This window comes from Mesorhizobium sp. M0870, from assembly GCF_040319775.1.
Taxonomy (GTDB): domain Bacteria; phylum Pseudomonadota; class Alphaproteobacteria; order Rhizobiales; family Rhizobiaceae; genus Mesorhizobium.
In genome coordinates this window covers 12,885-33,907 of record NZ_JAMYOI010000029.1, presented here as the reverse complement: position 1 = coordinate 33,907, position 21,023 = coordinate 12,885, and the positions used below count along the sequence as shown (strand labels likewise).

At 63.6% G+C, this 21,023-nt stretch carries 20 protein-coding genes; 15 read left to right on the top strand and 5 right to left on the bottom strand.

Features of this window, described 5'->3' with window-relative positions; translation table 11 throughout:
* Positions 1-26 precede the first annotated feature (26 nt).
* Both NKH97_RS27145 and NKH97_RS27140 read left to right on the top strand, forming a co-directional pair.
* Positions 27-1,565, top strand: a complete 1,539-nt coding sequence (locus tag NKH97_RS27145; RefSeq protein ID WP_352799157.1) for a trimethylamine methyltransferase family protein — start codon at positions 27-29, stop codon at positions 1,563-1,565.
* Between the two features lie 57 nt (positions 1,566-1,622).
* Positions 1,623-4,049, top strand: coding sequence for a GcvT family protein (locus tag NKH97_RS27140; protein WP_352551713.1), 2,427 nt, complete (start codon positions 1,623-1,625; stop codon positions 4,047-4,049).
* A gap of 113 nt (positions 4,050-4,162) precedes the next feature.
* Here NKH97_RS27140 and NKH97_RS27135 read toward each other — a convergent pair whose 3' ends face one another.
* The gene (locus tag NKH97_RS27135) at positions 4,163-4,555 is read right to left on the bottom strand and encodes a DoxX family protein (RefSeq protein ID WP_352799156.1); all 393 of its coding nucleotides are present in this window, start codon (positions 4,553-4,555) and stop codon (positions 4,163-4,165) included.
* A 182-nt stretch (positions 4,556-4,737) separates the two neighbouring features.
* Here NKH97_RS27135 and NKH97_RS27130 point away from each other — a divergent pair, with 182 nt between their 5' ends.
* Positions 4,738-5,241, top strand: a complete 504-nt coding sequence (locus NKH97_RS27130; protein ID WP_502897098.1) for a hypothetical protein — start codon at positions 4,738-4,740, stop codon at positions 5,239-5,241.
* A 99-nt stretch (positions 5,242-5,340) separates the two neighbouring features.
* Here NKH97_RS27130 and NKH97_RS27125 read toward each other — a convergent pair whose 3' ends face one another.
* Positions 5,341-6,117 (bottom strand): VOC family protein, encoded by a 777-nt coding sequence (locus tag NKH97_RS27125; RefSeq protein WP_352551717.1) that lies wholly within the window; start codon positions 6,115-6,117, stop codon positions 5,341-5,343.
* A gap of 166 nt (positions 6,118-6,283) precedes the next feature.
* On the opposite strand from NKH97_RS27125, the gene NKH97_RS27120 reads away from it, so the two are divergent.
* The 11 genes from NKH97_RS27120 (at position 6,284) to NKH97_RS27070 (ending at position 17,771) form a co-directional block, all read left to right on the top strand.
* Entirely contained in the window at positions 6,284-7,012 is a 729-nt protein-coding gene (locus NKH97_RS27120) for a gamma-glutamylcyclotransferase (RefSeq protein WP_352630904.1), read from the top strand.
* Between the two features lie 130 nt (positions 7,013-7,142).
* On the top strand, positions 7,143-8,507 hold the full coding sequence (locus tag NKH97_RS27115) for an NAD(P)-dependent oxidoreductase (RefSeq protein WP_352551720.1): 1,365 nt from the start codon (positions 7,143-7,145) through the stop codon (positions 8,505-8,507).
* 2 nt (positions 8,508-8,509) lie between these two features.
* Positions 8,510-9,823, top strand: a complete 1,314-nt coding sequence (gene preA, locus NKH97_RS27110) for an NAD-dependent dihydropyrimidine dehydrogenase subunit PreA (RefSeq protein ID WP_027035003.1) — start codon at positions 8,510-8,512, stop codon at positions 9,821-9,823.
* 105 nt (positions 9,824-9,928) lie between these two features.
* Positions 9,929-10,432, top strand: coding sequence for an RrF2 family transcriptional regulator (locus NKH97_RS27105; protein ID WP_023813203.1), 504 nt, complete (start codon positions 9,929-9,931; stop codon positions 10,430-10,432).
* 43 nt (positions 10,433-10,475) lie between these two features.
* Positions 10,476-10,934, top strand: coding sequence for a carboxymuconolactone decarboxylase family protein (locus tag NKH97_RS27100; protein ID WP_023813202.1), 459 nt, complete (start codon positions 10,476-10,478; stop codon positions 10,932-10,934).
* A gap of 62 nt (positions 10,935-10,996) precedes the next feature.
* The gene (locus tag NKH97_RS27095) at positions 10,997-11,374 is read left to right on the top strand and encodes a DoxX family protein (protein ID WP_352799155.1); all 378 of its coding nucleotides are present in this window, start codon (positions 10,997-10,999) and stop codon (positions 11,372-11,374) included.
* A gap of 114 nt (positions 11,375-11,488) precedes the next feature.
* Entirely contained in the window at positions 11,489-12,550 is a 1,062-nt protein-coding gene (locus NKH97_RS27090) for a glycosyltransferase family 4 protein (protein ID WP_352799154.1), read from the top strand.
* A 50-nt stretch (positions 12,551-12,600) separates the two neighbouring features.
* Positions 12,601-14,763, top strand: a complete 2,163-nt coding sequence (locus NKH97_RS27085; RefSeq protein WP_352799153.1) for an amylo-alpha-1,6-glucosidase — start codon at positions 12,601-12,603, stop codon at positions 14,761-14,763.
* A 141-nt stretch (positions 14,764-14,904) separates the two neighbouring features.
* Complete coding sequence (locus NKH97_RS27080; protein WP_352799152.1) at positions 14,905-16,683, top strand: alpha,alpha-trehalose-phosphate synthase (UDP-forming); 1,779 nt, start codon at positions 14,905-14,907, stop codon at positions 16,681-16,683.
* A 17-nt stretch (positions 16,684-16,700) separates the two neighbouring features.
* Entirely contained in the window at positions 16,701-17,462 is a 762-nt protein-coding gene (otsB, locus tag NKH97_RS27075; protein WP_502897097.1) for a trehalose-phosphatase, read from the top strand.
* Between the two features lie 60 nt (positions 17,463-17,522).
* On the top strand, positions 17,523-17,771 hold the full coding sequence (locus NKH97_RS27070) for a hypothetical protein (RefSeq protein ID WP_352799151.1): 249 nt from the start codon (positions 17,523-17,525) through the stop codon (positions 17,769-17,771).
* 10 nt (positions 17,772-17,781) lie between these two features.
* On the opposite strand, the gene NKH97_RS27065 is transcribed toward NKH97_RS27070, so the two are convergent.
* Together NKH97_RS27065 and NKH97_RS27060 are read right to left on the bottom strand one after the other, a co-directional pair.
* Positions 17,782-18,504 (bottom strand): SDR family oxidoreductase, encoded by a 723-nt coding sequence (locus NKH97_RS27065; RefSeq protein ID WP_352799150.1) that lies wholly within the window; start codon positions 18,502-18,504, stop codon positions 17,782-17,784.
* Positions 18,504-19,346 (bottom strand): SDR family oxidoreductase, encoded by an 843-nt coding sequence (locus NKH97_RS27060; RefSeq protein ID WP_352799149.1) that lies wholly within the window; start codon positions 19,344-19,346, stop codon positions 18,504-18,506. Before NKH97_RS27060 ends, NKH97_RS27065 begins: the two co-directional genes overlap by 1 nt.
* A gap of 103 nt (positions 19,347-19,449) precedes the next feature.
* On the opposite strand from NKH97_RS27060, the gene NKH97_RS27055 reads away from it, so the two are divergent.
* Positions 19,450-20,337: a helix-turn-helix transcriptional regulator gene (locus NKH97_RS27055; RefSeq protein WP_352799148.1), complete on the top strand. Its 888-nt coding sequence runs from the start codon at positions 19,450-19,452 to the stop codon at positions 20,335-20,337.
* Positions 20,338-20,341: 4 nt separating this feature from the next.
* Here the strand turns inward: NKH97_RS27055 and NKH97_RS27050 are convergent, their stop codons facing one another.
* Positions 20,342-20,977, bottom strand: a complete 636-nt coding sequence (locus tag NKH97_RS27050) for a TetR family transcriptional regulator C-terminal domain-containing protein (RefSeq protein WP_352799147.1) — start codon at positions 20,975-20,977, stop codon at positions 20,342-20,344.
* Between the last annotated feature and the right edge of the window lie 46 nt (positions 20,978-21,023).

Sequence of the window (21,023 nt, the reverse complement as noted above, 5' to 3'; positions counted from 1 at the left end):
CGGTTTGCCGGGGCTTTGATACCGGCATGAACGAACCAAGACGCAAACGCGGCGCCGAGCGCACCAGCAACAGAGGGCCATCGGCCATCCCGCAACTGTCGCTCAGGCGGGTGACAAATCCCTATCCGCCAATGGCGATGCTGTCGCCCGACCAGATCGAGCAGATCCATCAGGCGTCGATGCACATATTGGAGAATTTCGGCATCGAGGTGATGAGCCCGCGGGCGCTGTCGCTGTTCGAGAAGGCCGGCGCCAAAGTCGATCATGCCTCGGCGAATGTCCGCATCGATCGCGGCCTGGTCGAAGACGTGCTGAAGACCACGCAGTCCAGCTATGTGTTGACGCCGCGCAACCCGGCCAACGCGGTTCATCTCGGCGGCAACACCATCAATTTCACGCTGGTTGCCGGACCGCCCAATGTGCACGATATGGAGCGCGGCCGCCGCGCCGGCAATTTGCGCGACTATGCGGATCTGACCCGGTTGGCGCAGCATTTCAACTGCATCCACATGCTGGGCAACCAGGTCTGCGCACCGGTGGAACTGCCGGCCAATTCCCGCCATCTCGACACCTATTTCACCAATCTGACGCTGACCGACAAGAGTTTCCATGTCTCGGCGATCGGGAGGGGCAGGGCGCTTGACGGCATCGAGATGATGGCGATTTCGCGCGGGCTGACGCTCGATCAGATGCGCGACGATCCCGGCATCACCACGATCATCTCGGTCAACTCGCCGCGCCGCTTCGACGAGATGATGACCGAAGGACTGATGACCATGGCCGAGTTCGGCCAGTCGGTGGCGGTGACGCCGTTCACGCTGATGGGGGCGATGAGCCCGGTGACGCTGGCTGGCGCGCTGGCGCAGCAGAACGCCGAGGCGCTGTTCGGCGTCGTGCTGACGCAGCTTGTCCGTCCAGGCGCGCCGGTCATGTATGGCGCCTTCACCTCCAATGTCGACATGAAGTCCGGCGCGCCGGCCTTCGGCACGCCTGAGAACACCAAGGCCAACATTGCGTCGGGGCAACTGGCGCAGCGCTACGGGCTTCCGTACCGCACGACGCCGGGCTCGGCTTCCAACGCTGCCGATGCGCAGGGCGCCTATGAGACGCTGATGGCGCTGTGGGGCGCGGTGCTCGGCCACGGCAACCTCGTCTACCACGCCGCCGGCTGGCAGGAGGGCGGGCTGACGGCGTCGTTCGAAAAATTCATCATCGATGTCGAGATGATCCAGCACATGATGGAGTTCTTGCGCCCGATCGAGGTCAATGAGGCCGAGCTCGCCGTCGAGGCGTTGGGCGCGGTGCCGACCGGCGGCCATTTCTTCGGCGAACCGCACACGCTGGAGCGCTACGCCACCGCCTTCTACCAGCCGATGCTGTCCAACTGGCAGAATTACGAGGCGTGGCAGGAGGCTGGCGGGCTCGACGCGACGGCGCGCGCGACGCGGCTGTGGAAGAAGGCGCTGGAAGACTATGTCGAGCCGGTGATGGATATCGCCGTGCGCGAGGCGCTGGAGGCTTACATGGCCAGGCGCAAGGAAGCGATCGGGCAGGGCGAGCCGTGATCGTTCCCAGCTTGAATCCACTCACCCATCCAACTCACTGATAACAGAGCAAAACTCATGAAATCGCATGCAAAGGTCGTGGTCATTGGCGGTGGCGTCGTCGGGTGCTCCGTGCTGTTCCATCTCGCCCGCCACGGCTGGACCGATGTTGTCCTGCTGGAGCGCGACGAATTGACGTCCGGCTCGACCTGGCACGCGGCCGGCGGCATGCACACCATTAATGGCGACCCTAACGTCGCCAAGCTGCAGAAATACACCATCAACCTCTACAAGGAGATCGAGGAGCTTTCCGGGCAGGCGACCGGCGTGCATCTGACCGGTGGCGTGCTTCTGGCGGCAACCGAGGCGCGGCTGGACTGGCTGCGCGGCGTCGTCGCCAAGGGCCGCTATCTCGGCATCGAGCTGGAGGAGATCTCGCCCAACGAGGCGGCCGAACTGATGCCGCTTCTCGACCCCAGGCAGTTCGTCGGCGCCGTCAGGAACAAGGAGGACGGCCATCTCGACCCCTCGGGCGTCACCCATGCCTATGCCAAGGCCGCGCGGAAACTTGGGGCGGAAGTGGAGCGTTTCACCAAGGTCGAGGACATCGTGCGGCGTCCCGACGGGCTGTGGCGGGTCATCACCAACAAGGGCGAGGTGGTGGCCGAGCATGTCGTCAATGCCGGCGGCCTGTGGGCGCGCGAGGTCGGCCGCATGGTTGGTCTCGAACTGCCGGTGCTGGCCATGGAGCACATGTACCTGATCACCGAGGATATGCCGGAGGTCGCCGCCTGGAACGCCAAGACCGGCACCGAGATCATCCACGCGGTCGACTTCGATGGCGAGCTTTACCTGCGCCAGGAGCGCGGCGGCATGCTGATGGGCACCTATGAGAAGGCCAACAAGCCGTGGTCCGAATACCAGACGCCATGGAATTTCGGCCATGAACTGCTGGCGCCGGACATCGACCGCATCGCGCCGTCGCTGGAGGTCGGCTTCCGCCATTTCCCGGCCTTCCAGAACACCGGCATCAAGCAGATCATCAACGGCCCCTTCACCTTCGCGCCGGACGGCAACCCGCTGGTCGGGCCGGTGCGCGGGCTGCCGGGCTTCTGGGTCGCCTGCGGCGTCATGGCCGGTTTTTCGCAAGGCGGCGGCGTCGGCCTTGCTTTGTCGAACTGGATGATCGAGGGCGATCCCGGCGCCGATATCTGGGCGATGGATGTCGCGCGCTACGGCGACTGGGCGACGATGGCCTACACCAACGCCAAGGTGCGCGAGAATTATTCCAGGCGCTTTTCGATCCGCTTCCCCAATGAGGAGCTGCCTGCCGGGCGGCCGCTGAAGACGACGCCGATCTATGATCTGCTGTCTGCTGCGGGTGCGCAATGGGGCGTTGCCTATGGGCTGGAAGTGCCGCTGTGGTACGCGCCGGAAGGCGTCAAGGACGAATTCTCGTGGCGCCGCTCGAGCGACTTCACGCAGGTCGCCAAGGAGGTCGCGACGGTTCGTGACGGTGTCGGCCTGTCCGAGATTTCGAGCTTCGCCAAATACAAGGTGACGGGTGAGGGGGCGGCCGCCTGGCTCGACCGGATGCTTGCCTGCAAACTGCCGAAACCCGGCCGCATGACGCTGGCGCCGATGCTGAAGCAGGACGGCAGGCTGATCGGCGACTTCACGCTGGCCAATCTGGGGGAGGACGGCTGGTTCCTCGCCGGCTCCGGCATCGCCGAGCAATACCACATGCGCTGGTTCGAGCAGCACCTGCCAGACGATGGCTCGGTCCGCATCGAGGCGCTGGGCGCGAAGCTCACCGGCCTGTCGATCGCCGGCCCGAAGGCGCGGGATGTGCTGGCAAAGGCCACGCGTTCGGATGTCTCCAATGCGGCATTTTCCTTCATGGCCATTGGCCGGATGGATATCGGCATGGCGCCGTGCCTGGTCGGCCGTGTGAGCTATACCGGCGACCTCGGCTACGAAATCTGGGTGGCGCCGGAATACCAGCGCGCCGCCTATCAAGCGCTGATGGCGGCGGGCGAGGAATTCGGCATCGGCCTGTTCGGCTCGCGCGCCCTCAATGCGCTGCGGCTGGACAAGAATTACGGCTCATGGGGGCGCGAGTACCGGCCGATCTACGGACCGCTGGAAGCGGGGCTCGACCGCTTCGTTGCTTACGGCAAGGACGCCGATTTCATCGGCAAGGCCGCGGCGCTGGCCGAGCGCAAGCTGGGCGGCAAATTGCGCCTGCGCGCCTTTATCGTCGATGCCGACGATGCCGATGTCATTGGCGACGAGCCGATCTGGTTCGATGGTGCGGTGCGCGGCTGGGTGACGTCGGGCGGCTATGCGCATCATTCGAAGAAATCCGTCGCCATCGGCTATGTGCCGAAGGAGATCGCCGATGAGAGCGACGGCTTCGAAATCGAGCTGCTGGGCAAGCGCCATGCGGCGCGCATTCAGGCGGTGCCGCTTTTCGACGCCAATTTCGAACGGATGCGTGCCTGAAGCGCTTCGGCTTCGCCGATGCGCTTCAGATTCCTGTTTTGTGCATGTCGTTGTCCCAAAACCGCTGGGCACTTTTGGGCGACATGCACTAGGCATGCCCCTTCTTCTGGGCGTCAGGCGCTGCGGCGGTTGTCCAGCGCGAAGGCGCCGGCGCCGGCAAACACCAGATATAGGAAGATGAAGCAGAACGAGATCGCTGAATCGCCGCCATTGTTGACGGGGAAGAAGTCGCGCGGCATGTGCGCCATGAAATAGGCGATCGCCATTTCGCCGGCCAGAAGGAACGCGACCGGCCGGGTGAACAGGCCCAGCGCCAGCAGGATGCCGCCGGCGAATTCGAGGATGCCGGCGGTGAGTGACAGCCCGCTCAAAGCACCGGCGTGGTCGCTGATCGGGAAATTGAACAGTTTCTGGGTGCCGTGTTCGATGAACTGCAGCGCGGTCACGATGCGCAGAATGCCGAGTGCCTGCGGCTGATATTTGGCAAGGCCGTCGAAAAGCTTCATCTAAAACTCCTTTAGCTTCCGGGATCGGCCATAGTTTATCGCCCGGCATTGGACCATTTATTCCCCTGGGTTGCCATCAACAATCAGTGATTGGGAATGTTCCCAATTCCCTTCAAATGTTTCTCGCCAGGGTTGCATTAATACCTCTATGGTTGTATCAGGGCGTGTACAACAATCTGAATGTGTGGGGTCTTGCCATGAAAAAAGTCGTCATCAGCCTGTTCGCGATCGTCGCAGGCACCAGCTTCGCCATGGCCGAGGACGCCGGCTGTGAGGCCTTCAAATGGCCGGTGACGCGGGAGCAGACCCTGTTTGCCGCGGCACCGGCAACGCCGTCCGGAGCGGCGCTGGCGGTTGGTGCGGCTGCGGACCTGGCGCTGGTGCCGGTAGAGAAAGCCGGTTTTGCGGTGGCGCCCGAACGTGCGCCGGCATCAGACACGTTTGGGGCCGTCGCCAGCGTGGAAGTGCCATCCGAGGGAGCCATCCAGATCAGTCTCTCGGGGGAGGCCTGGATCGATGTCATCCAGGATGGCCAGGCCATCAAGTCGGCGGGCTATAGCGGCGTGAAAACATGCCCTGGCATCCGCAAGAGCGTGCGCTTCAAGCTTGCGCCCGGCCCGGCCACCGTCCAGTTCAGCGGCGCGAAAAAAGCTGAGTTGAAGGTTGCGGTGCTGGCGCCGGAATGAGACGGCGCCAGTCAGGGGGTAACGGCGCCAGGGGGTAGAGGCCTTCATCGGGTGGTCTGATGAAAACCCGCGCTTTGTTTCAGCGGTGTTCGATCGCGGTCAGCGGACTGGCGCCATCAAGGCGAAGTGCGCGTCTTGCGGGTCCTGGCATTGGACGATCCAACTGCCGCCGGGGACCTCCATCGGGCCCATCAGGATCTTGCCGCCATTGTCAGTGACCCGTTTTGCCGCCGCGTCGATGGCCGCAACGTTGAAGTAGAATTGCCAGACCGGCACCGGGATCTGCTCCGGCTTGTTCATGATGCCGCCGCCGGATTCGGGGCCAGCCGTAAAAGTCTGGTAAGTGCCCATCGGGCCCATGTCGAAATCGCCGGCGTCGACCCAGCCGAATTGCTCGGAATAGAAATCGAACGCGGCTTTCCAGTCGCTCGTATAAAGCTCGTGCCAGCCGATGTGGCCCGGCGTGCCGGCCGGCACGACAGGCTGGTCCGGGCCGTTCGGCTGCAGGAACATGAAGGTCGCGCCTTGAGGATCGGCGACGACGGCAAAGCGGCCGACGCCCGGAATGTCGTCGGGCCGCCGGTGAACGGTGCCGCCGGCTTTCTCCAGCGATGCCGTGGCGGCGTCGACATCCCTGGTGTGGATATAGCCAAGCCAGGCCGGCGGCATGCCCATCTTGGCGGCATCCTCGGGCAAGGTCATCAGGCCGCCGACGCCACGTTCGCCGACATTCATCACGATATAGCGCGGCATGCCGGGGGCTGTGTCGAAGGGCTGCGCCGTCCAGCCGACCACTTGGGTGTAGAACGCCTCGGCGGCGTCGAGATCTGATGTCATCAGTTCGTACCAGAAGAAGGGCATCGGGGTTTTTGGCATTTTCGGTCTCCTCACCTTTCATGCATCGATCGTCGTCCACCATAGGACGATCCTCACGACGGAAATCCGACATCGCCCGGACAACAATGGGCATGCGTGCCAAGCGTTCCCTGGTTGCACGCGCGCTGGTTTTCGATTTCTCTGCGGTCATGAGGGGTTGTCGTCCATGCGCTTGATGTCGCTCACGCCCGAGCTTGTCGCACTGTGCCATCGGGAAGAGGCCGATCCCGGCCCGGATCCGAGTTGGACAGACATGAACGACGAGGACTTTCGAGACCTTGCCTTGCGGCTGTCCAATGAAGCCGATGACGGACCGCTATGGGTGTTCGCCTATGGGTCGCTGATCTGGAAGCCGGAATTCGAGTCGGTCGAGCAACAGCTCGCCACGGCTTTTGGCTGGCACAGGTCCTTCTGCCTCGACATGGTGCGGTGGCGCGGCAGCGCCGAGCAGCCGGGATTGATGATGGCGCTCGAACGGGGCGGACGCTGCAACGGGGTGATCTATCGCTTGCCGGAGGGCGAGAAACCGGCGCAGATCGAAAGGTTGCTGCGGCGCGAGATCAGCGACCACGAAAGCATCGAGACGGTCCGCTGGCTGCGGGTGCATACGCCGCAAGGCACGCTGCGCGCGCTCGGCTTCTGGGTCGGCGTGAAGGGCAGGGGAACGTCGCTGAACCAGCCGTTGGACAGAGTGGCGAGCGTGCTGGCCAGAGCCTGCGGGCATATCGGATCCGGCGCCGAGTATCTCTACAACACGGTCAGCCACCTTGAAGCGTTCGGCATCCACGACCGCAATCTGTGGCGATTGCAGCAACTGGTCGCGGACGAGGTCCGGGCTATCCATGGCCATGGACTTGAGTCCGGCCATTCGCTCACGCTGCAAACGCAGCCGTAATTGCCAATAACATGACTAAAAAAATCATGTTATTGTCGAGCCTTTTCAGGGGCTTGTGCCGAAAATTGACCAATTGATAAAAAAATAAAACGTGCTAGCCTTCCTCAAAAGAAAACATGGGGAACTGACGATGCCAGAAGGCCAATTCAGGGAAGGCATTGCGGGCGGCAGGCTCTCGGCCGACCAGTATGCGGACAATTTTTCCGACCTGCATCCGCCGCTCGATCACCACGAGGCGCTGGTCGAATCCGATCGTTGCTATTTCTGCTACGACGCGCCGTGCATGAACGCATGCCCGACCTCGATCGACATTCCGCTGTTCATCCGCCAGATCTCGACCGGCAATCCGATCGGTTCGGCCAAGACCATCTTCGATCAGAACATATTGGGCGGCATGTGCGCCCGCGTCTGCCCGACCGAGACGCTGTGCGAGGAAGTCTGCGTGCGCGAGGTGGCGGAAGGCAAGCCGGTGCAGATCGGCCGCCTGCAGCGCTATGCCACCGACGTCGCCATGAGCGAGAACAAGCAGTTCTACCCGCGCGCCGAGCCGACCGGCAAGACTGTCGCCGTGGTCGGCGCCGGGCCGGCCGGCCTTGCGGCCGCGCACCGGCTCGCCCGCCACGGCCATGACGTGACCATCCTGGAGGCGCGCGCGAAGGCCGGTGGCCTCAACGAATACGGCATCGCCGCCTACAAGAGTGTCGACGATTTCGCCCAAGCCGAAGTCGACTACGTGACCGCGATCGGCGGTATCGACATCCAGAACGGCAAGGCGCTCGGCCGCGACTACCAGCTGTCGGACCTGATCCGCAATTACGATGCGGTGTTTCTCGGCATGGGCCTTGGCGGCGTCAACGCGCTGCGTGCCGATGGCGAGGAGGCCGACGGCGTCATCAACGCGGTCGAGTTCATTGCCGAACTGCGCCAGGCCAGCGACCTTTCCGGCCTGCCGGTTGGCCGCCGCGTCGTCGTCATAGGTGGTGGCATGACGGCCATCGACGCGGCCGTACAGTCGAAGCTGCTCGGCGCCGAGGAGGTGACGATCTGTTACCGGCGCGGCCAGGAGCACATGAACGCTTCCGAATTCGAACAGGATCTGGCGGCAGCCAACGGCGTCAGCATCCGCCACTGGCTGCAGCCGAAGCGGGTGATCGCCGAAGGCGGCAAGGTCACCGCCGTCGAACTCGAATACACGGCGCTGAACGGCGACAGGCTTGCCGGCACCGGCGAGACACTGACGCTCGTTGCCGACCAGGTGTTCAAGGCGATTGGTCAGAGTTTTGTGCCGGTCGCCCTTAATGGCAGCGGTGCGTCGATCGATCTTGAAGCCGGCCGCATCAAGGTCGATGCGGAAGGGCGCACGTCGCTCGACAGGGTCTGGGCCGGTGGCGACTGCATCTTCGGTGGCGACGACCTCACCGTCTCCGCGGTCGCGCAGGGCCGCGACGCTGCGGAGAGCATCAATCGGGCACTGACCTCGAACGGGAGGGCATGAGCATGGCAGATATCAGAAACAATTTCGTCGGCATCAAATCGCCCAATCCGTTCTGGCTGGCCTCGGCGCCGCCGACCGACAAGGCCTACAACGTCATCCGTGCCTTCAAGGCCGGCTGGGGCGGCGTGGTGTGGAAGACGCTGGGCGAGGAAGGCCCACCGGTGGTCAACGTCAACGGCCCGCGCTATGGCGCGATCTGGGGCGCCGACCGCCGCCTGCTCGGTCTCAACAACATCGAGTTGATCACCGACCGCGACCTGCAGGTCAATTTGCGTGAGATCAAGCAGGTCAAGAAGGACTGGCCCGACCGCGCCATCGTCGTCTCGCTGATGGTGCCTTGCGTCGAGGAGGCCTGGAAGGCGATCCTGCCGGTGGTCGAGGAGACGGAGGCCGACGGCATCGAGCTGAATTTCGGCTGCCCGCACGGCATGTCGGAGCGCGGCATGGGCGCGGCTGTCGGCCAAGTGCCGGAATATATCGAAATGGTGGTGCGCTGGTGCAAGCAGAACACCCGCATGCCCGTCATCACCAAGCTGACGCCCAACATCACCGATGTGCGTAAGCCCGCACGGGCGGCACATGCCGGCGGCACCGACGCGGTGTCGCTGATCAACACCATCAATTCAATCACCGGTGTCGACCTCGACAGCTTCGCGCCGCAGCCGACCATCGACGGCAAGGGCTCGCATGGCGGCTATTGCGGCCCGGCGGTGAAGCCGATCGCCATGAACATGGTGGCCGAGATCGCGCGCGATCCCGAAACCCGCGGCCTGCCGATCTCCGGCATCGGCGGCATCACCACTTGGCGCGATGCTGCCGAATTCATGGCGCTCGGCGCCGGCAATGTGCAGGTCTGCACGGCGGCAATGACCTATGGCTTCAAGATCGTGCAGGAAATGATCGCGGGCCTCGAAAACTGGATGGACGAGAAGGGGCACGCCTCGCTCAACGACATCGTCGGCCGCGCCACGCCCAATGTCACCGATTGGCAGTATCTCAACCTGAACTACGTCGCCAAGGCGCGTATCGACCAGGATGCCTGCATCAAATGCGGCCGCTGCCACATCGCCTGCGAGGACACTTCGCACCAGGCGATCACCAGCATGGTCGACGGCGTCAGGCACTTCGAGGTGATCGAGGCCGAATGCGTCGGCTGCAATCTGTGCGTTAATGTCTGCCCGGTCGAGAACTGCATCACCATGGAACCGCTGGCGGCAGGCGTGATGGACCAGCGCACCGGCAGGCCGGTATCGCCGGTCTATGCCAACTGGACGACGCACCCGAACAATCCGATGGCCAAGGTGGCGGCGGAATAGGGACTTACCCCAAAGAGCGGCGCTTTCGAGCGCCGTTTTTAATTTTCCTATTGCAGATAATAATTATCCACGATAGTATATATCCATGATAAAGGAGCCGATCCAATGAAGCTGGGCGAGGGCGTTGAGGCAGCTATCCATTGCGCTGCCACGCTGGCCAGTGTGGAGGGGAACAGCACCATGCCTGGCGCCGCTCTGGCCGAGTCCTTTGGCCTGTCGCCTAGCTATCTGCTGAAGCATCTCAACATGCTGAGCGCGGCGCGCATCCTGGAATCGGTGCCCGGGCCTGCCGGTGGCTATCGGCTGGCGCGGCCGGCCGAGCGCATCACGCTGCTCGACATCGTGCTGGCCATCGAAGGGCGCGAGCCGGCTTTCCGTTGCGGCGAGATCCGCCAGCGCGGTCCGGTGAAGCTCGATGCTTCGGCCTATGTCAAACCCTGCGGCATCAACGCCGCGATGCTGAAGGCCGAGCGTGCCTATCGCGCCGCGCTCGCCGAGACCAAGCTGTCCGATATCGTGGCCACCTATGCGGCAGAAGGCGATCCCAGGTCGCTTGCTGCGAGCTGCGCCTTCGTCGAGCGCCACCAGCGGCCGCAGAAATCCAGTTAACCCCGTAGACCCAAACCCAAAGCAGATTTGAAAGGACAGGAAGATGAAACAGAGGCTGCAATTTTTCGCCAAGGCGCCGGAGATCATGAAGGCTGTGTCGGCGCTCAACAAGGCGGTGGACGAATGCGGGCTCGAGGTGAGCCTGCTGCACCTGATCAAGCTCAGGGCATCGCAGATCAATGGCTGCTCGTTCTGCGTCGAGATGCACAGCCGCGAGGCGAGGCGCGACGGCGAGACCGAGCAGCGGCTCTATCTGGTTTCAGCCTGGAAGGAATCGCCGCTGTTTTCCCTGCGCGAACGCGCTGCCCTGGCCTGGACCGAAGCCGTCACCTTGATCGCCAGCAATGGCGTGCCGGACGAACTCTATGCAAAGACGCTCGAGCATTTCTCGGAAGAGGAACTGGTCAAGCTTTCCGTTGCGCTCGGCATGATCAACACCTGGAACCGGCTGTGCATCCCGTTCCAGGCCATTCACCCGGTGCCGGCGGCGAAGGCCGCCTGATTGTCCGGTTATGTTGGGAGCGCCGTCGAAAGGCGGCGCTCCACTTTCAAAGGGAGCGTTTGATGCCTGCCGATTTGCCTTCGACCTTGTTGTTTCTCGCTCGCCTGTTGCTCGGCGGCGCCTTCGTCTTCGCCGGCCTGCGCAACATCCAGAACGCGGCCTTCCTGACCCAGCTGATGGCCGCGCGCGGTGTGCCGCAGGCAAGATTGGCGCTGTGGCTCGGCATCGTGCTTCAGATCGCCGCCGGCGTGCTGGTCATCGCAGGATTGTGGACGGCACTCGCGGCCGCGGTGCTGCTGCTGTTCCTCATCATCGCCACGCCGATGTTTCACAATTTCTGGGACCATCAGGGCCAGGACCGTGCGTCCCGCATCAACGGCTTCGTCGGCAATGTCGCGCTGAGCGGTGGCTTTCTGACCCTGATCGCGCAATCTGTTTGACGCACAGTTCCATGCCGACTGCGGCCTCTGGTGCCCACGGCTCGATCATAAAATCGGAACCAATCGAGCCGTTGACGCATTTCACACCTGCATGCCCAGCATCCAGGATGGAATATGAAAATCGCCCATGTCGCGCCGCTTTATGAATCGGTGCCGCCAAGGCTCTATGGCGGCACCGAGCGCATCGTCTCGTATCTGACCGAAGCGCTGGTCGATCTGGGCCATGAGGTGACGCTGTTCGCCAGTGGCGACAGTCAGACTTCCGCGACGCTGGTACCCAGCCGGGAACGCGCGCTGCGCCTCGATCCGCGTCCGCTTAAATCCGAGATCGCGGCGCATCTTTCGATGCTTGCGCAGGTGAGGGAACGGGCGTCGGAGTTCGACGTCATCCACTTCCATCTCAGCCATTTCCTGCACTTTTCCTTCTTCGAGGATCTCGCCGACCGCACGGTGACGACGCCGCATGGCAGGCTGGATTATGTCGACCTGGCGCCGGCCTATGAACGGTTCCCTCGTTTTCCCCTGATTTCCATTTCGCACAGCCAGAAGGCGGGCTTTGCCAACGCCAACTGGTTGGCGACGATCCATCACGGATTGCCGACCACTCTCTACGAACCGACTTTTGAGACGACGGCGGAAGAACCCTACCTTGCCTTCCTCGGCCGGTTCTCACGCGACAAGCGCCCGGACCGCGCCATCGAGATCGCTATGCGCTCAGGCCTCAAGCTGAAGCTTGCGGCAAAGATCGGCGACGACGACCGCGCCTATTTCCACGAGGTGGTCGAGCCTTTGATCGACGGCGATCGCGTGGTCTATGTCGGCGAGATCGAGGAGGACCAGAAGGCGGAATTTCTCGGCAAGGCGGCCGGCCTGCTGTTCCCGATCGACTGGCCGGAGCCGTTCGGCCTTGTCGCCATCGAGGCCATGGCCTGCGGCACGCCGGTCATCGGCTGGAATTGCGGCGCGCTGCCCGAGATCATCGATCAAGGCGTCACCGGTTTCATCGCTGGCACGGTGGACGGCGCGGTCGCCGCGGTGCCCGACTTGCTGCAACTCGACAGGCGAAAGGTGAGGGCCGTTTTCGAAAAGCGGTTCTCCGCTCGAAGAATGGCTGGCGATTATCTGGCCGCCTATGCGGGCCTGATCGGCGTCCCGAGCGCGGCGAAGGCGTCTTGAGCAACGACGTGCTCGAGCCACGACAACGAAACAACAGGGATCTTTGACGAATGGCCCAACTCGATGAGCGCCAGCTCGATCCCGCGGTTGCGCTTGCATCGCTCGACGCCACCGCCCCTCGCGAGCCGCATCGGTTGTTTGCCCTCAAGCAGGGCGATTGCTTCGCGGTTGCCGACGCCTATGGCGACATACGCGGAGCCGGCGACGGTTTCTTTCGCGACGACACACGGGTTCTTTCCGAGTTCCGGCTGACCGTCGGCGGCAGGCAGACATCGCTGCTCGGCGCCTCGCTCAGCCAGGACAATGTGCTGTTCACCACCAATTTGACCAATCTGCCGATACAGAGCGCCGGTGGACGCGACATCCCGCAGGGAGCCATTCACATCGAACGCGTCAGGCTGCTTTGGCAGGACAGGCTGTTCGAACGCATCACCCTTTCCAATTACAGCCGGGAACACTCGACGATCAGCGTTTCCCTGCACTATTCCGCCGATTTCCGCGACATGTTCGAAGTGCGCGGCTCGACACGGCTGAAGCGCGGGCTGGCCCATGCCGCCGAAACAGACGCGACGTCCGTCCTGCTGCGCTATGACGGGCTCGACGGCCTGGCCCGCCTCTCTGCGATATCGTTCTCGCAGGCGCCGGACCAACTGACAGCCACCCGTGCCGATTTCCTGATCGCCGTGACCAAGCGCAGCAGGAAGGTGCTTTATGTCGAGGTCGGTCCCGAGGTGGCCGATAAGCCCGACCGCGACCGGTTTCGCGCCGCTGCTGCCCGCGCCCGCTTTGGCATGCGGGCCAAACGTCGCCATGGCGCGACGGTGCGCAGCTCGGGCCGCGTCTTCAACGACTGGGTCGAGCGCGCCCGCGCCGATGTCGCGCTGCTGACCACCGAACTGGCGACCGGCCCCTATCCCTATGCCGGCATCCCCTGGTTCTCGACGGCGTTCGGTCGTGACGGCGTCATCTCGGCACTGCAGATGCTGTGGCTCAATCCGGGCCTGGCGCGGGGCGTGTTGGCCTTTCTGGCCCAGCACCAGGCGACCGAGACATCGCCGTTCAGCGATTCGCAGCCGGGCAAGATCATGCACGAGACCCGCAAGGGCGAAATGGTGGCGCTGCGGGAGCTCCCCTTCGGCCGCTACTACGGTGGCGTCGATACGACACCGCTCTACATCTATCTTGCTTGCGCCTACGCCGATCGTACCGGTGACATGGCGTTCATCGACGGCCTGTGGCCGTCACTGTGCGCCGCGGCCGAATGGACGGAGGAGGCAGGCCGGGAGACCGGATTCGTGGCTTACCAGCGAGCGGCCGAGTCCGGCCTCGCCAACCAGGGATGGAAGGACAGTTTCGATTCGGTCTTCCATGCCGATGGCCGCATTCCCAAGGGTCCGATCGCCCTGGTCGAAGTGCAAGGCTATGTCTTTGCCGCTTTCCGGGGGCTGGCCAAGCTTGCCCGCCGCCGTGGGGAGGACGACAGGGCCGACCATTGGGATGGTCGCGCCGAGGCGATGCGGGTCGCCGTGGAACGCGATTTCTGGCTTGACGATCTCGGCTTCTATGCCCTCGCGATCGACGGTGCGGGCGAGCCCTGCAAGGTGCGGACCTCGAATGCCGGGCATCTGCTTTTTGTCGGATTGCCTGAGCCGGCGCGGGCCCAGATGGTCGCCGACCAGCTGCTTTCCGCCTCCTTCCATTCCGGCTGGGGACTGCGGACGCTCGCCGACGATGCCGTGTTCTTCAATCCGATGTCGTACCACAATGGCTCGATCTGGCCGCACGACACCGCCCTGTGCGGTGCCGGCCTGGCGCGCTATGGCGAGCGCGAAAGCGTGGTTCGCCTGATGAGCGGCACATTCGAATCCGCAGTCCATTTCAACATGCGGCTGCCCGAACTGTTCTGCGGTTTTACACGTGCGCCGGGCGAAGCACCCATCGCCTATCCCGTCGCCTGCCTGCCGCAGGCGTGGTCGGCGGGCTCCGCCTTCATGCTGATGCAGGCCTGCCTTGGCCTGGAGATCGACGGCTGGGATGGCGAAATCCGCGTCACCCGCCCGAGGCTGCCGATCGGCATCGACACGCTGACACTGCGGCACCTGGGCGTCGGCGACCGGGTCGTCGATCTCACCTTCCAGCGCGTCGGCGATCGGGTCGTCGCTTTCCTTGCCGACCGCCATGAAGGGCTGGTGCCGCTCATCGTAAGGACATGATCCGAACAAAATTGGCGGAACCGATCCGAGCTTTGTGCGTTGCAAAAATACGGGTCCGAACGCCGACCACGTGGTCGGCGGACCTTTTCAAACGGGAAACACGAAAAAACGGTCGCCGACGGCCGGGTGAGTTGACATTCAATGACAAACTACGGTGCGGAACTGCTCTGGGTTCTGATCTTCGCGAGCCTCGGTTTTTCCGCTCTTGCCGTATTCCTCTCCCTATCGCGGCAGCGCCGCAGTCACCCTCCGGCGGTTGCCCATACAGCGGGCGAAGACGTGGCCGCGGAGGCGGCGCGCAAGGTGATACGTGAGTTCGAAAAGAACGGCCAATCGGCCGATGCGGCGCTGGTGACGTGGTCGCCCGAGACATTGCGCAAGATCCTCGCCGACGATCTGCCCGATGCGCAGGTCATCGTGGTGTCGAACCGCGAACCCTATATCCACAACATCAGGGATGATGGCGTCGAATTGTTGGTGCCGGCCAGCGGGCTGGTGTCCGCGCTCGAGCCGATCACCCGCGCCTGTGGCGGCACCTGGATCGCCTATGGCGGCGGAACGGCGGACCGCCTCACCGTCGACGACCACGACCGGGTACAGGTGCCTCCCGGCCATCCGTCCTATACGCTGCGCCGGGTCTGGCTGACGGAGGAAGAACATCAGGGTTATTATCTCGGTTTCGCCAATGAGGGGCTCTGGCCGCTTTGCCACATCGCCTTCACCCGACCGATTTTTCGCGCCTCCGACTGGGCTGCCTATGAAGCCGTTAACCGGAAGTTTGCCGATACGGTGGTTGCCGAAGCGCGCAACGAGCGGCCGATCGTGCTGGTCCAGGATTACCACTTCGCGCTGCTGCCGCGCATGATCCGCGAGCGCCTGCCGGAGGCGATCGTCATCACCTTCTGGCACATCCCATGGCCGAACTCGGAGGTGTACAGCATCTGCCCTTGGCGTGAACGCATCCTCGAGGGGCTGCTCGGCAGCTCTATCATCGGTTTCCACACCCAGTTCCACGCCAACAATTTCACCGAAAGCGTCGATCGCTTCCTGGAAAGCCGCATCGAGCGGGCCGATGCGGCGATCTCCTATGGTGGCCAGACGACGCTGGTGCACGCCTATCCCATCTCGATAGAATGGCCGGCGGACCTGTTGGCAAAATTGCCTCATGTCGATGACTGCCGCGCCCGCCTGCGCAACAGGTTCGGACTGAAAGCGGATGTGAAGCTGGCCGTGGGTGTCGAGCGTCTCGACTACACGAAGGGCATTCTGGATCGATTTCAGGCGCTGGACGAATTGTTCAAGCGATACCCTGAATGGATCGGAAAGCTGGTTTTCCTGCAGATCGCGGCTCCCAGCCGCGGCACGCTGCCGGCCTACAAGCTGCTCCACGACGAATGCCACCGCTATGCCGAGGAGCTCAACCAACGCTATGGCAGCGAGGGCTACAGACCGGTGATCATGGTGGCCGAGCATCACTCGCAGGAACAGGTCTATGAGATCTATCGCGCCGCCGACATATGCATGGTCACCAGCCTGCATGACGGCATGAACCTGGTCGCCAAGGAGTTCGTCGCGGCGCGCGACGACGAACAGGGCGTCTTGATGCTCAGCACCTTCGCCGGCGCCTCGCGCGAATTGCTGGAGGCGCTGATCGTCAACCCTTACGACGCCGCCATGATGAGCGAAGCGCTGCTGCAGGCGCTGATCATGACTTCAGACGAACAGCGCGAGCGCATGCGGCCCATGCGCGAGACGATCCGCAACAACAATGTCTATCGCTGGGCCGGCAGCATGCTTCTGGATGCAGCGCGCTTGCGCAAGCGCGGTGACCTCGACCGGGTAACCGGTGTCGGTGACCGGCTGCCTAGCGTCGACAATGTCGTGTCCATGTTCGAGCGCAAGCGGGTAGTCATGTCATGAACGAGGTTCTGCAAAAGATGATCAGCGAAAGCCCGCAAAAGCCGCAGGCCGTCATGCCGAAACCGCAGACTGTGCTGACCGGCGAATGGGCGTTGTTCCTCGACATCGACGGCACCCTGCTGGAACATGCCGAACACCCGGACGCCGTCTCGGTCAGCGACGAGCTCCGCTCCTTGCTGCAAGGCCTGGACCGCAAGCTGGACGGGGCGTTGGCGTTCATCACGGGCCGGTCCGTTGCGGCTGTCGACCATCTGTTTCAGCCTTTGAAACTGCGCGCGGCCGGGCTGTATGGATTGGAGCACCGGCTTCTCCCGGACGACGACGTCGAAGTCGCGGACGAGCCGGCGGATATCGCGGCCCTTGCCGACGAGATCGAGGCCGAGCTCGGTCGTGGGGCCTATATCGAGCGCAAGGGAAGGGTGCTGGCCATCCACACGCGCGCCGCCCCCCATCTGCTTCCCCGCGCGACGCAGCTTGTCGAGCAGGCGCTGGCCACGCTGCCAAAGGGCTACCGGGTGGTTGCCGGCAACGCCGGTGTGGAGTTGCTGCCGCTCGAGGCCGCCAAGGGCGCCGCGATTCGGCGATTCATGGACATCGCGCCGTTCACCGGCCGTCGCCCCGTCTTCCTGGGCGACGACACCTCGGACGAAAATGGCTTCGTAACCGTCAATGATGCCGACGGCATATCGATCCGGGTCAAGCCACCAGCGCATACCACAGCGCGGTACGGGCTTGCCGGCGTTGTCGAGACGCTGGCCTGGCTGAGAGGTCAACTTTAGGTCCAGCTGACGCAACCGCGATCGCGCCTCCTGGAAAAGACAAGGAAAGGAACGGTTTCGATGGGACGCTTTGCACAATTGGTCCGAGAGATCACCCCGAACTGGCTGCACTCTCGCTCCTCCCGCCATGAGATTGCCGACGTTTCACCGTCGGACGCGGATTTCAGCTGGCAAGAAGCGATCGACAACAAGATGTATGGGGCGGATACATCTGACTACTCCCATGTTCCGGAAAAGCCTGTTTCGGCAAAACCGGCAGGCGACAGGCCTGCGGACGAGAACGACCGCGTTCCAAAGAAGGCCAATTAACGGTCCTGTCCTATGCCGCAAATCGCAGTCCGCCGTCGCAGGTCAATACCTGACCGGTCACGAAGCCGTTGGAGACGAGGAAGGCTATTGCCGCGGCGACGTCTTCGGCGCGGCCGATGCGGCCGACCGGGGTCCTGCCTGCGTAATCGGCAAACAGCGCCTGCCTCTGCTCCTCGGCCAGAAAATCCCACCAGGGTGTGTCGACGACGCCTGGCGCCACAACATTGACGCGCAGCGGCTTCAGTTCCACCGCCAGGATCGGCACCACGGTCAACAGCATGCCGTTGATGGCAGCGATACCGGCAACGCCCGGCGTCACGAGCTGCGCCGACACCGCCGAGATGAAGGTGACCGATCCGGCCTTGTTGAGTGTCGGCAAGGCGGCCTGCAGGCAAGACAGCTGCGGGCGGACCTTTTCCTCCACGCCACTGCCGATGTCGCTCAGGTCAAGCGTCGGGAAGGGGCCGAGGCCCTTGCCGCCGCTGGCCGCCAGCACCAGATGGTCGAAAGGCCCGAGGCTCTCGAAGAACTGGCGGACCTCATCCGGCTTCGCGGCGTCGAAAGCAGCCTTCTCGGCAGCACCGCCAAGGCTTTTCCAAGCGCTCTTCAGTTTCTCCTCGTTGCGCCCGGTGATGGTCACCTTCATGTCCCGGCCGAGCAACTTGCGTGCCGTCGCCAGGCCGATGCCGGACGAGCCGCCGATGACGACGGTGTGTTCGATTGTCTTGGTCATCAATGCTGTTCCTTCGATGTGAGGGAGGCCGGGTCGATGAGATCGAGGCTCAGGCTTCGCAGCCGTTGCCTTGCCTTGGCGTCATAAGCCTGGGCGTCGGCACGGGATTCCCGCAGGCCGTCGAAATAGAGGCCGCTTTTTCCGTCGAGCGCGGGTGAGGCGGCGAGGTTGAGGATGGCCTCGGCACCGGTCTCGACCGAACTCCACGGCGTCACACCAGCCTGCCGGACCATGGTGGTATTCATGTAACTCGCCGGGTGCAGCGCGTTGACGGTGACGCCGGTACCTTTCAACTGTTCGGCCAAATCGACGGTGAACAGGATCTGCGCCAGCTTGCTCTGGCAATAGGCGCGCACGCCCTCATAGGAGCGGGTCAGCATGACATCGCTGAAATCGATCGCCTGCTGCCCCGCCGAGGCGACATTGACGATGCGGGCCGGCGTGCTCGCCTTCAGTAATGGCAGAAGCTCCGATGTCAGCACGAAACCGGCGAGATAATTCACCGCGAAGCGCAGTTCGTAGCCGTCGGCGCTGATCTGTCTTTTGGCACCTTGGCCCGCCGTGCCGATGCCGGCATTGTTGATGAGGATGTCCAGCCGATCCGTCCTGGCGCGCACCGCCTCGGCGAGATGGTGCACTTCGGCCAGCGACGAGAGGTCGGCGACCAGAAGCTCCGCCTTGCCGTCGGCGGCTTCGATCTCGGTGACAACAGCCTTGCCGCGCCTCGCATCGCGGCCGTGCACCAGCACGCGGGCGCCCGCGGCGCCGAGCCGTTGCGCGACGACGCGGCCGACGCCATCGGTCGAGCCTGTGATGAGGATCGTCTTGTCTTTGAGTTCCATGTTCAGAGCCTCCGTTCTGTTGCTCTGAACGGAAGATGGGACAGTTGGCGCGGGCCAAACAGTTCAAACTTTATCCTGGTATCAATACTGCTATACTAGGCACATGGATTCCCAACCCGTCGCTGCTCCAACACGTTCGGCCGAAGACAGCCGCCGGCGCGAACTCGGCGCCTTCCTGCGTTCGCGCCGCGAAAGGCTGACGCCCTCGGCCACCGGCATCGCGACTGGTCTCAGGCGGCGCACGCCGGGCTTGCGCCGCGAGGAGGTCGCGATGATCGCCGGCGTCGGCACGACCTGGTACACATGGCTGGAGCAGGGGCGGGAGGTCAGGCCCTCGGTCGAGGTGCTTACGGCACTTGCCGAAGCACTGCGCCTCGACGCGGCCGAAAAACAGCATCTGTTCATCCTTGCCGACCGCCAGCGGCCTGAGTGCCGTGCGGTGGCGCCGGAAAGGGTCGACGGCCCCTTGCTGCACATGCTGCAGAGCCTGGTGCTGCAGCCGGCCTATGTGGTCGGGCGGCGCTGGGACGTGCTGGCCTGGAACCCGGCGGCGGTGGCGGTGTTCGGCGATTATGGCCTGCTGGAAGGGGATGCCCGCAACATCATCCATATGGTGTTCACGAGCCCGCACCACCGGCGCCTGCTGGTCGACTGGGAGCAACTGGCGCGCACCGTGCTGGCCTCGTTCCGGGCGGCGAGCGCCCGCTATGTCGGCGATCCGGACTTCGAGCGGCTGATCGAGTTGATGACGCGTTCGAGCCCCGAATTTCGTGCCTGGTGGCCGCAGCGCGACGTCGCACACCGATTGTCGGGGGTGAAACATGTCCGGCACCCGAGCGCGGGCGCCATGAGCTTCGAGCATATGAGCCTGTCGATCGGCGACGGCTCGGACATGAAGCTGATCGTCTACACGCCGCTCGCCGAGCAGAATTCGATCGCCAAGCTGCAGACATTGCTGGATGAACTGCCGGCCAAGCGGCGCAGCGCCTGAAGCGTCAGGTCTTCGGCTTCAGCCCATCAAGAAACAGTTGTTCCAGGAAGCGGGCCGCATCCTCGAAGCGGCCGTCGCCGCCGCGGTTCGGCCCGAGCACGGCGCGGACCTGGACGTCGAAATCGGCATAATGCTGCGTCGTTGCCCAGATCGAGAAGATCAGGTGCCACGGATCGGTCTTGGCGATCTTGCCAGCGCGCATCCAGCCCTTGATGACGGTCGCCTTCTCGTCGACCAGCGTCTTCAACTCTCCGGCCAGCAGCGGCATGATGCGCGGCGCGCCTTGCAGGATCTCGTTGGCGAACAGCCGGCTCTCGCGCGGAAAGTCGCGCGCCATCTCCAGCTTGCGCCTGATGTAGCTGCGCAGTTCGGTAAGGGGATCCCCAATGTCGTCGAGTTCGCGCAGCGGCGCCAACCAGGTGTCGAGCAGGCGCTGCATCAGCGTTTCGTGGATGTCTTCCTTGCGGCGGAAATAATAGAGCAGGTTGGGCTTCGACATGCCTGCGGCTTCGGCGATCTGGTCGATGGTCGAGCCGCGGAAACCGTTGGCGGAGAAAACCTCGAGCGCCGCCTCCAGGATGAGTTCGCGCTTTTCCTGCTGGATGCGGGTGCGGCGAGGGGCGTCCGTGCCGGTGGTCACCGTTGCAAGCCCTCGTGTTGAGGGTCATCTGGACCAATTCTCTGGA